The sequence below is a fragment of the Branchiibius sp. NY16-3462-2 genome, assembly GCF_001594145.1.
Classification (GTDB): Bacteria; Actinomycetota; Actinomycetes; order Actinomycetales; family Dermatophilaceae; genus Branchiibius.
Genome location: NZ_LVCF01000035.1, coordinates 123,899 through 138,937, shown reverse-complemented (window position 1 = coordinate 138,937; position 15,039 = coordinate 123,899). Strand labels below are relative to the sequence as shown.

The 15,039-nt window shown below is 68.6% G+C and carries 12 protein-coding genes and 1 pseudogene; 3 read left to right on the top strand and 10 right to left on the bottom strand.

Annotated elements, in window-relative coordinates; all coding sequences use genetic code 11:
- Positions 1-5: 5 nt before the first annotated feature.
- Entirely contained in the window at positions 6-440 is a 435-nt protein-coding gene (locus AZH51_RS10060) for a hypothetical protein (RefSeq protein WP_291523819.1), read from the bottom strand.
- Positions 441-646: 206 nt separating this feature from the next.
- Entirely contained in the window at positions 647-2,107 is a 1,461-nt protein-coding gene (rpsA, locus tag AZH51_RS10055) for a 30S ribosomal protein S1 (protein WP_291523818.1), read from the bottom strand.
- Between the two features lie 93 nt (positions 2,108-2,200).
- Between rpsA and AZH51_RS10050 the strand changes: the two genes are divergently transcribed.
- Positions 2,201-3,001 (top strand): class I SAM-dependent methyltransferase, encoded by an 801-nt coding sequence (locus AZH51_RS10050; RefSeq protein WP_291523816.1) that lies wholly within the window; start codon positions 2,201-2,203, stop codon positions 2,999-3,001.
- A 5-nt stretch (positions 3,002-3,006) separates the two neighbouring features.
- Here the strand turns inward: AZH51_RS10050 and AZH51_RS10045 are convergent, their stop codons facing one another.
- The 5 genes from AZH51_RS10045 to AZH51_RS10025 form a co-directional block, all read right to left on the bottom strand.
- Positions 3,007-4,017, bottom strand: coding sequence for a UDP-glucuronic acid decarboxylase family protein (locus tag AZH51_RS10045; protein ID WP_291523814.1), 1,011 nt, complete (start codon positions 4,015-4,017; stop codon positions 3,007-3,009).
- Complete coding sequence (locus AZH51_RS10040) at positions 4,014-5,147, bottom strand: DUF3068 domain-containing protein (RefSeq protein WP_291523812.1); 1,134 nt, start codon at positions 5,145-5,147, stop codon at positions 4,014-4,016. Before AZH51_RS10040 ends, AZH51_RS10045 begins: the two co-directional genes overlap by 4 nt.
- A gap of 66 nt (positions 5,148-5,213) precedes the next feature.
- Positions 5,214-5,774: an HAD-IIIA family hydrolase gene (locus tag AZH51_RS10035; RefSeq protein ID WP_291523810.1), complete on the bottom strand. Its 561-nt coding sequence runs from the start codon at positions 5,772-5,774 to the stop codon at positions 5,214-5,216.
- Positions 5,775-5,788: 14 nt separating this feature from the next.
- On the bottom strand, positions 5,789-6,421 hold the full coding sequence (locus AZH51_RS10030) for an SIS domain-containing protein (RefSeq protein WP_291523808.1): 633 nt from the start codon (positions 6,419-6,421) through the stop codon (positions 5,789-5,791).
- A complete protein-coding gene (locus tag AZH51_RS10025; protein ID WP_291523806.1) occupies positions 6,418-7,503 on the bottom strand; it encodes a GHMP kinase in 1,086 nt (361 codons plus the stop codon). Before AZH51_RS10025 ends, AZH51_RS10030 begins: the two co-directional genes overlap by 4 nt.
- Before the next feature lie 27 nt (positions 7,504-7,530).
- Between AZH51_RS10025 and AZH51_RS10020 the strand changes: the two are divergent.
- Positions 7,531-8,541, top strand: a pseudogene (locus tag AZH51_RS10020) (acyltransferase family protein); the annotation flags it as partial.
- Between the two features lie 40 nt (positions 8,542-8,581).
- On the opposite strand, the gene AZH51_RS10015 reads toward AZH51_RS10020, so the two are convergent.
- Genes AZH51_RS10015 through AZH51_RS10005 form a run of 3 tightly spaced genes read right to left on the bottom strand, consistent with a single transcriptional unit; the run spans position 8,582 to position 13,550 of the window.
- The gene (locus AZH51_RS10015; protein ID WP_291523804.1) at positions 8,582-11,995 is read right to left on the bottom strand and encodes an alpha-(1->3)-arabinofuranosyltransferase family protein; all 3,414 of its coding nucleotides are present in this window, start codon (positions 11,993-11,995) and stop codon (positions 8,582-8,584) included.
- Entirely contained in the window at positions 11,992-12,705 is a 714-nt protein-coding gene (locus tag AZH51_RS10010; protein WP_291523802.1) for a class I SAM-dependent methyltransferase, read from the bottom strand. Before AZH51_RS10010 ends, AZH51_RS10015 begins: the two co-directional genes overlap by 4 nt.
- Entirely contained in the window at positions 12,702-13,550 is an 849-nt protein-coding gene (locus tag AZH51_RS10005) for a methyltransferase domain-containing protein (protein WP_291523800.1), read from the bottom strand. Before AZH51_RS10005 ends, AZH51_RS10010 begins: the two co-directional genes overlap by 4 nt.
- A 120-nt stretch (positions 13,551-13,670) precedes the next feature.
- Between AZH51_RS10005 and AZH51_RS10000 the strand changes: the two genes are divergently transcribed.
- A complete protein-coding gene (locus AZH51_RS10000) occupies positions 13,671-14,912 on the top strand; it encodes a glycosyltransferase family 4 protein (RefSeq protein WP_291523798.1) in 1,242 nt (413 codons plus the stop codon).
- Positions 14,913-15,039: the final 127 nt, after the last annotated feature.

Here is a 15,039-nt window from a genome sequence, read left to right as displayed (position 1 = left end):
AGGCTTTACGCGCCGAAGAACTCCTTGGACTTGGGCGAGACGAGCGCTGCGATGACCAGGGCCGCCACGATGGCCGTGATGATCGTGACGATCCGGCTGGTGGTGTCGATGACGAAGATCGTGGCCATGATCAGCCCGATGATGTTCAGGACCGACACGAAGATCACGATGACCCGCCAGGTGTCTCCCCCGAGCCACAATCCCCGGGACGCGGCCAGGTACATCAGACCGATGATGATCGCGGCGATGCCGAGCAGCAACAGGGTCGTGGCGTGCGGAACGTCCGGGCTCGCGGTTCCCAGATGCGCCTGAGCGTCCGCGTCGTTGTGGTGCACGATCAACAGGATGCCGGCGATGATCTCCAAGATGCCGGCGACGGCGAGGAAGATCGCCACTATCCCCACCGACGCTGGTCGGTTGGCCCGTGTTACATCACTCATGTCGCACCCTTCGCAAGAACACCGCCCAGGAACGGCGGTGTGACCCAGTTAACGTTGGGACAAACCTAGCCTTACTGGGCGGTAGGTGAACACCTGCGACGCGCGGTCGGGCCACGAACCAGCGAAGTCGGGCACGGCCGACAGACGACAACGCCCGTCCCTGCCGAAGCAGGAACGGGCGTCGCGTGACGTCTGACGAGGAATCGTCAGTTGCCGGTGAGCTTCTCGCGCAGGGCGGCCAGCGCCTCGTCGGAGGCCAGGGTGCCCTCGACCGGCGCCGCAGCGCCAGCGTCGGAACCGGACTCCGAGGAGAACGAGCTCGCGGCTGCCGGGGCGTCCGCGGCCTCGGCGTCGGCCTTGCGGGCCGCCTCGATCTGCGCCTGGTGCGATTCGTAGCGGGCGTGCGCCTCGGCGTACTCCTTCTCCCACTTCTCGCGCTGGGCATCGAAGCCTTCGAGCCACTCGTTGGTCTCCGGGTCGAAGCCCTCGGGGTACTTGTAGTTGCCCTGCTCGTCGTACTCGGCGGCCATGCCGTAGAGCGTCGGGTCGAACTCGGTGGCACCGTCAGCGGCCTCGTTGGCCTGCTTCAGGGACAGCGAGATGCGGCGACGCTCCAGGTCGATGTCGATGACCTTGACGAAGATGTCCTGGCCGACGGTGACGACCTGCTCCGGCAGCTCCACGTGACGCTCGGCCAGCTCGGAGATGTGCACCAGGCCCTCGATACCGTCCTCGACGCGCACGAACGCACCGAACGGCACCAGCTTGGTGACCTTGCCCGGCACGACCTGGCCGATGGCGTGGGTGCGGGCGAAGTGCTGCCAGGGGTCTTCCTGGGTCGCCTTGAGCGACAACGAAACCCGCTCGCGGTCCATGTCCACGTCGAGCACCTCGACGGTGACCGGCTGACCGACCTCGACGACCTCGCTCGGGTGGTCGATGTGCTTCCAGGACAACTCGGACACGTGCACCAGACCGTCGACACCGCCGAGGTCCACGAACGCACCGAAGTTGACGATCGAGGACACGACACCGTCGCGGATTTGGCCCTTCTGCAGTTCCTTGAGGAAGGTCGTGCGGACCTCGGACTGGGTCTGCTCGAGCCAGGCGCGGCGGGACAGGACCACGTTGTTGCGGTTCTTGTCCAGCTCGATGATCTTGGCCTCGATCTCCTTGCCGACGTACGGCTGCAGATCGCGGACCCGACGCATCTCGACCAGGGAGGCCGGCAGGAAGCCACGCAGGCCGATGTCCAGGATCAGGCCGCCCTTGACGACCTCGATGACGGTACCGGTGACGACACCGTCCTCTTCCTTGACCTTCTCGATCGCGCCCCAGGCCCGCTCGTACTGAGCGCGCTTCTTGGACAGGATCAGTCGACCTTCCTTGTCCTCCTTCTGGAGGACCAGGGCCTCGACCTCATCGCCCACGGAAACGACCTCACCGGGGTCGACGTCGTGCTTGATGGAGAGTTCGCGGGAGGGAATGACACCCTCGGTCTTGTAACCGATGTCGAGCAGGACCTCGTCCCGGTCGACCTTGACGATGACACCTTCGACGATGTCGCCGTCGTTGAAGTGCTTGATCGTCGCGTCAATCGCGGCGAGCAGCTCTTCCTCCGACCCGATGTCGTTGATCGCGATCGGAGAGGTAGTAGTGGCAGTCATGTAGTAGGAAACCTTTAGATATATGGAATGGAGTTGGGTGTGCACACACGGCGCGCTTACTCAGCCTACTGATGTTGGGAGTACCGGGTCAAAATGAGTGATACGGTATCCCGCCGCTCGGCCGGGCCCGCGGAAACCGCGTATGCCAATCGCGGGTGGTGGGATCGTGAGGCCGCCGAGTACGTCGCCGAACACGGTGACTTCCTCGGCGACGCCGAGCTGGTCTGGGGGCCGGAGGGCTGGAGCGAGCGGGAGCTGGATCTGCTGGGCGCCCGTCCGGATGACCGGATCCTCGAGGTGGGTGCCGGCGCCGCGCAGGGCAGCCGCTACCTACACGACATCGGCGTACGCCGCGTGGTCGCCACCGATCTGTCGGCGGGCATGCTGGCGCAGGCCCGGCTGATCGACGATTCCCACGACATCCACCTACCGCTGCTGCAGTGCGACGCCACCGTCCTGCCCTTCGCCGACCGCAGTTTCGACGTCGTGTTCACGGCGTACGGCGCGATCCCGTTCATCGCCGACACCGCCGCGGTCATGCGGGAGGTGTACCGCGTACTCGACGCCGGCGGCCGGTGGGTCTTTTCCACGACCCACCCGATCCGGTGGGCGTTCCCGGATGCGCCGGGCCCGGAGGGACTCACCGTCCGCACGAGCTATTTCGACCGGACCCCCTACGTCGAACAGGACGGTAGCGGCCGGGCGACGTACGTCGAACATCACCGCACCATGGGCGATCGGATCCGGGAACTCGCGGCGGCCGGCTTCGTGATCGACGACGTCGTCGAGCCGGAATGGCCGGCCCGCAACGATCAGATCTGGGGCGGCTGGAGCCCGTTACGGGGCACCGTGATTCCGGGTACGGCGATCTTCGTCGCGCACCGTGCGGGCTAGCGGTTCTACTCGGCGGGCTGACCGGGCTCGCCGCGGGTGAGGATCGCAGCGGTCTGCTCCGGGCTGAGGACCTGGTCCTCCACCTCATGCGCACGGAACCACGCGATGGTGCGCTCCAGCCCGTCCTCGATATCCACCTGCGGCGCCCAGCCGAGCGCCTCCTGGGCCTGCGTCGTGTCTGGTTGACGGACGGTCGGATCGTCGACCGGCCGCTCGATGTGGACGACCGGGGACGTCGAGTTGGTGAGTTTCACGACCCAGCCGGCCAGGTCGAGCATGGAGATCTCGTGCGGGTTACCGATGTTCATCGGGCCGGGCTCGGTGCTGTCGGCCAGGGCCAGGATGCCGGCGACCAGGTCATCGACGTAGCAGATCGACCGGGTCTGCAGACCATCACCGCTGACCGTGACCGGGTCACCGGCCAAGGCCTGCCGGATGAAGTTCGGGATCGCCCGCCCGTCGTTGGGTCGCATCCGCGGACCGAAGGTGTTGAAGATACGGACGATGGCGGTATTCACGCCGTACGTCGAGCGGTAGGCCATCGTCATGGCCTCACCGAACCGTTTGGCCTCGTCGTAGACGCCGCGCGGTCCGACCGGATTGACGTTGCCCCAGTAGTCCTCGCGCTGCGGGTGCACCTCCGGGTCGCCGTACACCTCCGACGTGGAGGCGAGCAGGAACCGGGCGTCCTTGTCGCGTGCGAGATCCAGGGCGTGCATCGTGCCCTGGGATCCCACCCGCAACGTCTCGATCGGCAACCGCAGGTAGTCGACCGGCGAGGCTGGGCTCGCGAAATGCAGCACCAGGTCGACCGGGCCCTCGATCGCCAGACCATCCACTACGTCGGCGTGGACCAGCGTGAAGCGCGGATTGCTCTGCAGCGCAGCGACATTGGCCGCCCTGCCGGTGCACAGGTTGTCGACGGCGACAACGGTGTCCCCCCTGGCGAGCAGCGATTCACACAGGTGCGAGCCGAGGAAACCAGCCCCACCCGTGACGACGACGCGAGACGTCATTTCTTACGCAACTCGATGGTGTCGTCGCCGGTTCCACTGCGGCGCTCGGCGCGGCTGGAGTACTCGTCGTCCCAGATCTGATCAGCGTGCACGTACTCGTGGTTCTCGCGAGCCTCCGGCTCAGTGGCTGCGACGTGACGGCCGGATCGATCGTCATCGTCGTCGTGGTCCTGCCACTCGGAGTAATCCTCCTCGTTGCGGCGCTCGAGCAGTCGCGCCAGGAACGGCGCACCGAGCAGGGTCAGGACACCCAGCGGACCGAGGATCCACGGCATGATGTGCAGGACCTTCAGGAGGAACGCCTTCTGGCCCCAGTAGTCGGTGTTCTCCTTGACGGTGGCCGGGGTCATCACCTGGGTGGTGTCGACGGCCAGGGCAGGGTCGTGTCCGGGGATCTTGAAGCGCTGCAGCTGGTGCTCGGAGGCCTTGATGAACACGCCCGTCTGCGGCTCGACCCACAGGATGCGGGTGTTGGCGTAGGTGCGCTCCGCGTTCTGACCGGCGCTGGATGCGCCGAGACCGAAGATCGCACCGGGCACCTCCTGCATGCGGAACGTGGTCTCGGGAACCGTGCCCTCGAACTTGTAGACCTGCAAGCCGTTGATGCTCTCGGTGGACACGTACTTCATGTCCATCGTCTTCTTGAGAGTGTCGTCCCAGTACTTGTACGTCGTCTTCTGCGTGCCGAACGGGAACTTGATCGTGTAACCCTCGACGGTCGCCGGCTGGTCGCCGTTCACGCCGTCGTTAAGGGTGGTGCCCGACCACTTCACGGGAAGGCCGGAGTTGCGATCAACGGCGTAGGTGGCGGAGTTGGCGGCCATCGGCGGCGGGGTGTTGTTGTTGTCGGTGACCTGCCACTTGTTCAGGATCACCTTGTTGTCGCCGAGTTTCTCGCTGCCGGACTTGTCGGCGGCCACGACCAACGTGGTGTTGACCGGCCCCTCCTTGTAGGACAGCGTGTCCGCGTCGAAGAACTTGGCGTTGGGGTCGGTCAGTTCCTGCCGGGTGTTCTGGTCCAGCGGGATGATCGCCAACTTGTCGGGGGCCCAGAACTTCAGGCCGAGAGCCATCACAACCAGAAAGGCTCCCAGGCCGATGAGGAAGGGGAGCGCCAACTTGCGCAGCATGCTGCGGAACCTCCAACGCCGAACGGAATTACCTACCGGACAGTAGCAGTAACAATGCGATCCATGTCACACGGCGCGCGAACGTGGACAACCCAGGTCGGCCCGGGTCAGTCCGGCCGCACCGACCCGCACGCCACGCACGCCGGCGGACCGGGCGGCCACGAGATCCGAATCCTGGTCGCCGAAGAGCACGCACCGCGCGGGGTCGGCCCACCCGGCGCGGGCCAGAGCCGCAGTGATGAGGCCGGGTTCTGGCTTGCGGCATCGGCAGGTACCTGCCTCGTGCGGGCACAGCTGCACCGCGTCCAGGTGCGCGCCACCGACCGCCAGTTGCCGCACTAGATCGCGCTGCACGCCCAGCAGGTCGGCCTCGCGCAAGGCACCGGTCGCGATTCCGCGCTGGTTGGTCACCAGCACGACCCGGGCGCCGCTGTCGTTCAGGGCCCGGACGGCGGCCACGGCGTCCGGCAACAGGATCAGGTCGGCCGGCCGATCGACGTACCCCGGGCGGTGCTCGTTCAGGGTGCCGTCGCGATCGAGGAAGACCAGGTCGTACGGCGCGTGAGTGCCGGCGGGAGCAATCGGGGCGGTGCTGCGACCCAGGAGCTCGTCGTCGCCCAGGGGCACCGGGCCGCCGCTCGTCACGGCTGGCTGAGGGCGTCCACTGCCTCGCACCAGGCGTGCGCCCACAGCATGTGGACCTCTTGGATCCTGGGGGTCTGGTCACTCGGCACGATCAGGACGTGGTCGGCCCGGCCGTGCAGCCCTTCGCCCTTGGCCCCGGTCAGGACGATCGTGACCAGTCCGCGCTGCGCGGCGACGTCGAGGGCGGCCAGCACATTGGGACTGGTCCCACTGGTCGTCATGGCCAGGAACACGTCTCCCGGGCGACCGTGCGCGAGGATGCCGCGCGCGAACACCTGGTCGTAGCCGTAGTCGTTGGCCACTGCGGTGATCGACGACAACGACTCCGCGAGGTTGATCGCCGGCAGAGGCGCCCGGTCCTGGACGCACTTGCCGATGAACTCCGCGGCGACATGGCTGGCGATCGCGGCACTGCCCCCGTTGCCGGCGACCAGGAGTGCTCCCCCACCGACAAGTGCCGCGACCAGCGCCGAGCCGGCCGCGTCCACCAGTTCGGTCAGGTCGGGTGCGCTCAGTGCTGTTGCCAGTTCCTGCCAGGACCGGACGCTGTCGGCCGATGCGGTAGCCACAGCAGCGTCGACATCGTCACTGGTCCGCCGGGTCAACGGGTGGGTTGAGGGGTGGGTCATCGTTGTCCTCGCCAGGTGGTGACGCCGTCGCCGCTGAAGGTGACTTCCTCCAGGCGCAGGCCGAGCTCCAGCAATTGTGCGGCAACGATGTGCCGGCGCTCGAATTCGCAGATGAAGAGCAGATAACCGCCACCGCCGGCGCCGGTGACCTTGCCACCCAATGCCCCGTGGGCGAGCGCACGGCCGATCGCCTCGTCGATCAGCGGGGTGGCGATCCGCGCGGACATCTTGCGCTTCTCCGACCACGCCTGGCCCAGCAGCCGGCCGAGCTCATCGACATTGCCCCGGACCAGTTCTTCCTTCATCGCCACCGCGAGCTGCTTCTGGGCGCGTAGCCCCTCCAGTGCCTCGGCGTTCCCGGTCTCATACCGGTGCACCTGGTCGTCGATGATGTGATCGCTGACCCGGGTAGCGCCGGTGAAGGCCAGCAGCATGTTGTGCTCGAGTTCGTGGACGGTGCCGGGGCGCACCCGCAGCGGGTTGACCAGCACCTGGTCGCCGGTGAACTCGATGAAGTTGAAACCGCCGAACGCGGCGGCGTACTGGTCCTGGGATCCGCCGGGGACCCCGAGGTCCTCCCGTTCGAGCCGGTAGGCCAGGTCGGCGATCTCGTACGGCGTGAGGTCGACTCCGCAGTGCGCCGCCACGACCCCGATCACCGAGACCATGACCGCACTGGAGGATCCGAGACCGGAGCCGGGCGGAGCCTGGGTGTGGATGAACAGGTCGAAACCGGAGGTCGGGATCGCACCCTCGAAGTCGCGCAGCCGGGCGATGGCGGCCTTCGGGAGGTCCAGGTTGCCGTCGAACTCGACGTCCTCATCGACACCGAAACCGACCGCCGTGCCGAAGTCCACCGAATGCACCGAGATCCGGCCGTCGATCCGCGGCCGCAGCGTGCAGAACGCGAACGCCGAGATCGTGCCCGACAGCACGGCGCCGCCCTCGCGCTGCGGGAACGGGGCGACGTCCGTCCCGCCACCGGCGAACGACAACCGTAGGGGCGCCCGTGCCCGCAGCACCGGCCGGGTCGGGTGCTGGGCTCCGGCAGGCGTCGCGGCCGTCACTTCGACATCGGTCATCACGCGGCTTCCGGTACCTTCCAGTTGATGGCTGGGCACGACGGTACCGGAGGCGGCGGGCGTTTCCCGTTGGTGGACGCGGTCCGTGGTCTGGCGGCGGTCTTCGTCCTGGTGGCGCACGTATCGTTCTGGACGGGTACGAGCGGGCTGGACGTGCCGGGCGCCATCCTGGCTCGCGGTGACAGCGGAGTCGCCATCTTCTTCGTCCTGTCCGCGATGTTGCTGCTGCGTCCGTGGATCACCGGTCGGACCGCCGCCCGCACCTACTGGGCGCACCGCCTGATCCGGATCTACCCCGCGTATCTGCTCGGCCTGGCCGGGGTGCTCATCGTCGCGGCGCTGCTCCCGACGCAGACCGGTGGCGTGGGCGGGTGGGGCAAAGTGCTCGGCCACCTGTTCTTCCTGCAGGGCTACACCGACGACCAGTACCAGGCCTTCACCCAGACCTGGAGCCTCACCACGGAGATCACCTTCTACCTACTGGTACCGGTGATCGGTACGGCGCTCGGCTGGCTGGCCCAGCACAGCGACCGGGTGGTCTTCGGCACTCTGGCCGGCATCGGCGTACTCGGGGTAGTGCTCCAGACCCTCTCCACAGTGTGGTCCCGGTCCGGAAACACCTGGGCCGCAGGCGTTCTCGGCCGCAGTATCCTTGGCCACCTGGCGTGGTACGCAGCGGGGGCCGCGATCGCCCTGCTCGTCACCGGTCCCCGGGACCGGTGGGAGCGCGTGTCGGCGCGACCCGCGGCCTGCGCGGCGGTGGCGGCGTGCATCTTCCTGCTCGCCGCGACGCCCCTCGCCGGACCGGTGGACCTGCACCTGCCGACCCCGGCGCAGGCGGCGTTCAAGGAGGCCGCGTACGCCGTCTTCGCGGGACTGCTGGTGCTGGCCGCGATGGGGCGACCCAGAGGCGATGTGACCACCGCCGTCGTGGACACCGGCGTGGCCCGGTGGGCAGGAGACATGTCCTACGCCGTCTTCTTGTGGCAGGTCCTTGCGCTGCAGGTGCTCTACATCGTGACCGGGCAGCCGTTGCTGACCGGGTCGTTCTGGCTGGTCCTGATCGCGGTCAGCGCGGTCACGCTGTTGGTTGCGTCGGCGTCGGTGTATCTCGTGGAGCAACCGTTGCTGCGCTGGGCGCATCGCCGCTGGCCCACCGGGCGGCCAACAGCGCCAACGTCACCGTCGACACCAGTTGCCCGCTGATCGCGCCGAACGAGTAACGGTCCACCACCCCGAACGCCGAGAGCAGCCCCCCGGACAGAACCAGTGCTGCGGCGGCCGCCTGACCGCGATACCGAGCGGGTACGGCGAGGGCGACTGCCGCGGCCGCCACTCCCCAGAGCCCACTGGCCAGGACCGCGACCGCCAGCGCGGCCGCTGCGATGCCCGCCTTGCGTCGCCGGTCGGTGGGGAGCGCCCGGATGGGACCAGGCACGTAGACCGGTCCGGGTCCGCGGGTGGCACCCCACACCACCAATAGGGCAAGTACTGCGAGGGCACCGATCACCAGGCCGATCCGGTGTGGCGTGTTCGGGGCGAACGTCACGGTGACGTCCTTCGGCGCAACATCCGACGGGAGGACGAAACCCTGTTGCCAGCCGTCCAACGTCACCGGGGTGAGCGAACGCCCACCGGCCTGTGCCTGCCAGCCGGCGTTCGCGCCCTGGTGGGTGGCCAGATAGTGCCCCGCGCTCGCCGTAGGCGTGCCACCGAGGACGACGGCTTGCACCGTGGCTCCGGTGCCGGGCGCCGCCTCGACATTGACTGTGCCCGTGGGGATTTCGGTGTCGCTGTCGCCACACGGCGTCGCTTCGACGGTCGTACCGTCGGCGATCTGCTGCGCGATGAACGTCGCCGCGAGCGGGATCCGGGTGCTGCCGACAGTGACGGATCCGGCTGCGCCGCAGGCTAGTTCGCCTGGCTCCGCAGCGGTGGGGGTTACCCAGGCACGCACCTTCGCCGGTCCGCCAGCGTCGACCTCCATCTGCCGTTGGAGGGTGCCCGGGTCCTCGGCGCTCCTCGTGAGCAACACCGACTGCCGACCGATGTCGACCTTCCCCGGTAGCCGGAGGGCGGTGCCGAAGTGCGCGCCCGGAATGCTGACCTCTCGGATCCCCATCGGGGCCTGGTCGCCATCTGCACGGCCGCTGTCCAGCGTGATCGAGACCGGGCCCGCAGCGACGGTCGGCACCTGGAACATCACGGTGTCCCGGTCGTCGACCGCGACGGACTGCGACCAATTGCCGACGTGCAGCGTCACGTCCTTGGGGAGGGCGAGGCCGCTGCCCCGGGCCAACAGGATCGTCACCTGCCGCACGCTCACGGAAGGATCCACGCGGAAGGCAAGGGTCGCCGTACCCGACTGCCCGGTCGTGCGCCACGAGGTGGCGGGGTCGCCGTCCAGGGCCGCCCAGGGGGCGTACGTCGGGCCGGCGTAGCCGTCGGCGAACGGGTCGGAGGCGTCCGAGGTCGCGGTGGGGTCGGTGAAGCCCTCGAAGATGCGGGTCGTGTGGTCGGCGGGGTTATTCGAAGAGGCCAGGTCGAGCGCGCCGACCCGGGTGGGGCTGGTATCGCTGCCGGGCAACGTGGGCGTGAACGCCAGCTGTGCCGGTACGCCGTTGTTGTAGGCCCGCCAGCGCGAGGTATCGGTGACGACCTGGGCGTTGGCATCGGTGAGCAGCAGCGCCTGGTCGGCGCTCAACAGCTCGGTGCCCAGCAGGTCGGTGACCGATTCCGGGCTACCGGCGACCCGGACTGCGCCGGTGTAGCTCGTCGGAGTCGGGACCGTCACGGTCCACAGGTCGATCCGCTCGTCCCCCGAGCCGTAGGTGCCGATCTGCCGGAAGCCGGCGGACCGACCGAGCGTGGTCTCGACCCGGCTCGCGGACAACGCCCGCGCCGCGGTGGCGACGTCGTGGCGGACCACGACCCGGCTGATCCCCATCCGGGCGAGGGTCTGGGCCAGCTCCGGTTGGCTGATGCCGCTGGCCGCCAGTTGGTCGATGCGGTCCAGCAGCCGGGTCGCGCCCGGGTCGCCCAGAGGCGCGGCCGCCCGCGTCACGATCGGCGACTCCGCGAGCGCGCTCAGCGGTTCGTCAGTGGTCTTGCCCCACACGAACTGCGCGGTGCGTGCGGCAGGCAGCACCAGTGTCGAACCACCGCCCTCATCCGCAGCGGCATCGACTGACCCGGCGACCTGCTCCCACGACTTCGGGATCGCCTCGTAGGCGGCCGCGTCACCGAGGCGACCGACCCAGACGGGAGTTGCCGCCACGAGGACCAGTACGCCGATTGCGAAGCGGCGCAGCGCAATTCGCCGTTGCCCGGATCGCTGCCACGCGGTCCACACGACGGCGACCCCGAGGCAGAGCGGCAGCCGGATCAGCGGGTCGGCCTTGTGCACGTTGCGCAACGGGGCGAGTGCGCCGTCCAGGAGAGCACGCACGGGATCCGCGATCGGCGAGCCGACCACGCCGTCGTGGCCGATCACCATCGCGAGCGCACCCACGAGCACGCTGAGCAACGCCCACCGCGCCAGGTGGCCGCGCAACCGGAAGGTGCCGACGATGCCCACCGCGGCGACGGCACAGGTGGCCAGGATCGCGACCACGGTCTGCGCCAGGACCCAGCTGCTCTGCCACACCGGGTGGTTCTCGGCGTCGAGGATGAACGCGACCCAGTCGTTCGCGCCGCGCAGCGTATTCGGCACGGAGGTCACGGCGGTCGTCAGCGAGGAGGTCTCGATGAAGTCCAGGAACGGATAGCCGTAGCGGCCGAGCACCAGCAGCGGGATCAGCCACCACAGGCCGCCGAGCAGTGCGCCACCGGCCCACCAACCCAGGCGACGGCGGCCGGTCGGGTGGGTCAGCAGGAAGAGGGCGGGCAGCACCAGGACCGTTGCTGACGCGACTGCGTTGACCCCACCGAGGGCGGTTGTCAGCAGCCCGGTGGCTGCCGCGGCATGCAGCTTTTGTCGCCGGGTGGACCCGGGATCGGTGAGCCCGACGGCAGCCACGACCAGCCACGGCGCGACAGCCATCGGCCACGCCTCGACGGAGTTGTTGGCCAGCACGGTGAGGATCCGGGCACTGAGTGCGTAGGCGAGGCCGGCGACAGCACCCGCTTGTGGCGTGCCGAGCCCGAGCCGCGCGGTCAGCCGCATCACCCCGGCGCAGGCGACCACCAGCAGCAACGACCACCACACCCGCTGGGTCATCCACGCGGGCACGTGCAGCCACTGGCCGAGCGCGAAGACCGGGCCCATCGGGAAGAGATAGCCGTAGGCCTGGTTCTGCAGTTCGCCGAGGCCGGCATGGTCGTTCCAGGCGGTGAGCGCCCGGGCGAGGTAGCGGACCGGCGAGATGGTCAGGTCGGTCTTGGTGTCGGGTTGGATCAGCCGCGGCGCCACCAGCCAGGGCAGCACCGCCACCGCCACCAGCACCCAGCCGCGGCGCGCCCCCTCCCCCACTCGGTCCAGTCGCGCAGTCATCTTTTCCGCAGCACCAGCAGCAGGTTCCACGTCACGATCTCGCGCAGGCCGGGCACGGTCAGGACCCAGCGGAGGGTGTCGGGCAGATACCGCGGCCGGGCCGCGAGCAGATCCGCTGCCTGCTGGGTGCGGGCCCAATCGAGTCCGGTCGCGACACTGACTTTGAAGAGCGTCGACCCGACCCGGTTCTTGGGTGCGTGACCCTCGCGCCGTTCGTATCGACGTACGGCGAACTCCCCACCCAGCCAGTGCCAGGGTGAGGTCTCGTGCCCGCCCCAGGGCGAGAGCCAGTTGGTGTAGGACAGCAATAGCAGGCCGCCGGGGCGCACGACGCGCAGGAACTCATCGGCCACGGCGCGCGGGTCGGCGACGTGCTCCCACAGGTTGCTGCTGAAGACGATGTCGACGCTGTTGTCCGCCAACGGCAACTGCCCGGCCTCCGCCACGATCCCGCCGCCCTGGACCGAGGCAACCCCGGGGTCGTGGTCCAGCGGGATGTAGTGCGCCCCGGCCGCGCGGAACGCCTGCGCGAACTCCGCCGGGCCTGCGCCGACGTCCAGGACCGTCTGCCCCTTCGGGTCGATCCATTCGCGTACGTCGGCCACGGAGTCCTGCGCCAACGCACCGTAGAAGACCTCCGGCTGGGTTTGTTCGACCAGGAAGGAGCGGAACAGGTGCACCGATCGGCGTACGTCACGGGGGCGGGTCATACCGGTCGCCGGGCCACGAGCAGGAGGGACGGGCGGGAGAGCGGTTGCACGGTACGCCGCGCGAGGACCCACGGCGCGGACAGCGCTGCCCGGGCGAGGACAGCGCGCGATGCGAGGGCACCGTCCGGTCCGGTCCCCCGGCGCCGCGCCGCACTGGCGGCGTCGGTGACCAGGGAGTCCAACCTCGGGCGATGCACCTGGACCTGCTCCAACCCGGCGTCCTGCGCGAGGTGGGTGAGGCTGTTGGCGGTGAAGAACCGCACGTGCGTCGGGTCTTCGAGCATCCACCAGTTGCTCCCCCATCGGGTCAGACCGTCGCTGTCACCGGCCGGGGTGAGGAAGGCGAGGGTGCCACCGGGCCGGGCCAGCTGCGCCGCGACCTGCATGGTGCGTGCAGGATCGCGGACGTGTTCGACGACGTGAATCCCGAAGACCAGGTCGGCAGCGGTCTGCTCGACGACCTGCTGGCCGAGGTCTTCGACGGCGACCGGGTGCAGACCACCGCCTGCCGCGACCACGGGATCCACGGCCACGTCGAGTTGATCGGGATCCGCGCCGCCGACCTTCGCACCCACGTCGGCAAAGGACCGCAGCAACTGGCCACTGCCATAGCCGATCTCGAAGACGGAGGTCGGCGCGTCCGGGCAGGCCTGCTGCAGCAGTCGGTGGGTCAGCAGGAGCCGCAACCGGTCCAGGTGGGGTTCACCGCCGTACGCCGCAGCGCGGTGGTGGGCCGGGGCGTCGGTGAGGTTGCGCGTGAGGTGGCCACACGCCGTACACCGGATCAGGCGGTTGTCCGGGTCCAGAATCCACGGGGCGGTCGGGCCACCGCAGATCTCACACATGGTCACCATCTTGGCCCGCCGCGTCGGATGCGGGATGCCGGGCTCATCTGGCGTACTCTACTGGCCAGTAGTGTCGTGAATCACATGCGTGAGCAAGTGCGTGAGCATATGGAGTGAACGGTGGGGGAACCGGTGGCGCGAGCGCCGCACCTGCGGGTGCTCTACCTGTCGTGGCGGGATCGGGAGAATCCCGAGGCCGGTGGGTCGGAGACGTTCGTCGAACGTACGGCTGAAGTCCTGACCAACCAGGGTCACGACGTCACGCTGTTCACCAGCCGCTTCCCCGGTGCGGACCGGGAGACCCGGCACGACCGGGTGCGGGTGCTGCGCCGCGGCAATCGTTTCACCACCTATCTGTCCGGGCTCCTGCACGCTGCGCGGCACCGTCACGACTACGACATCGTGATCGACGTGCAGAACGGAGTGCCGTTCTGGTCGCCGTTGGCAGCGAAGGTTCCCGTGGTCAACGTGGTGCATCACGTGCACCGGGATCAGTGGCACACCTTCTTCCCCGGGCCGATCGCGGGGCTGGGCTGGTGGCTGGAGTCGCGGGTCGCTCCCCGCGTCTACCGCAAAAGCCGCTACGTCACCGTCTCTGAGGCCACCCGTGAGGAACTGGCCGAGCTGGGCATCACTTCTGACCGCGTCGATCTGATCTACTCCGGCAACGACCAGCCCGAGGAGCTGGAGCGGTACGCCGTGCTCCCGCGCAGCCCGCGACCGAGCATCGTGGTCCTTGGCCGGCTGGTGCCGCACAAGCAGGTCGAGGTCGCGATCGACGTCATCGCGGCATTGCGGGCTGCGGAGCAGGACGTCGACCTGCACATCGTCGGCGGCGGCTATTGGCAGGACGCATTGGAGCAGCACGCGGCCGTGCGGGGCGTCACCGACCTGGTGACCATGCATGGCTTCGTCGACGAAGACGTGAAGCACTCTCTGCTGGCCTCCGCCTGGCTGGTCCTGATGCCCTCGGGCAAGGAAGGCTGGGGCCTGACCATCGTCGAGGCCGGGCTGCACGCCACGCCGACCATCGCCTTCCACTACGCGGGTGGACCGCGCGAGTCCATCGTCGACGGCGTGACCGGCTACCTGGTCGATGACGTCGATGAGATGACCGATCGCGTGCAGCAGCTGCTCGCTGACCCGACCCTGCGCGAGACCCTCGGTGCCAACGCGCGGGAGTTTGCGATGAGTTTCGACTGGCTCGACACGGGGACCGCTTTGGAGCAGACCCTGTTGTCGGTGCTTGGCCACGCGCCTCGACCGGTCAGCGCAGCGACGTCGTTCCGCGTGGCGCGCAAAGACGCGCCGACTGCGACGCCCGACCACGTCACAGCGGATCGGCAATCGTCCGTCGCCTGAGCGCTCGGACGCTCCCATCTGCGCGGTTTGTCGACAGCTGCGCGGTTTGTAGACCGCGCGTTTGTCGATAAGTCGCGCATCTGTCTGACGACCGGTGGTTGACCTCGCTGAGGGCCTGATTTCCGCG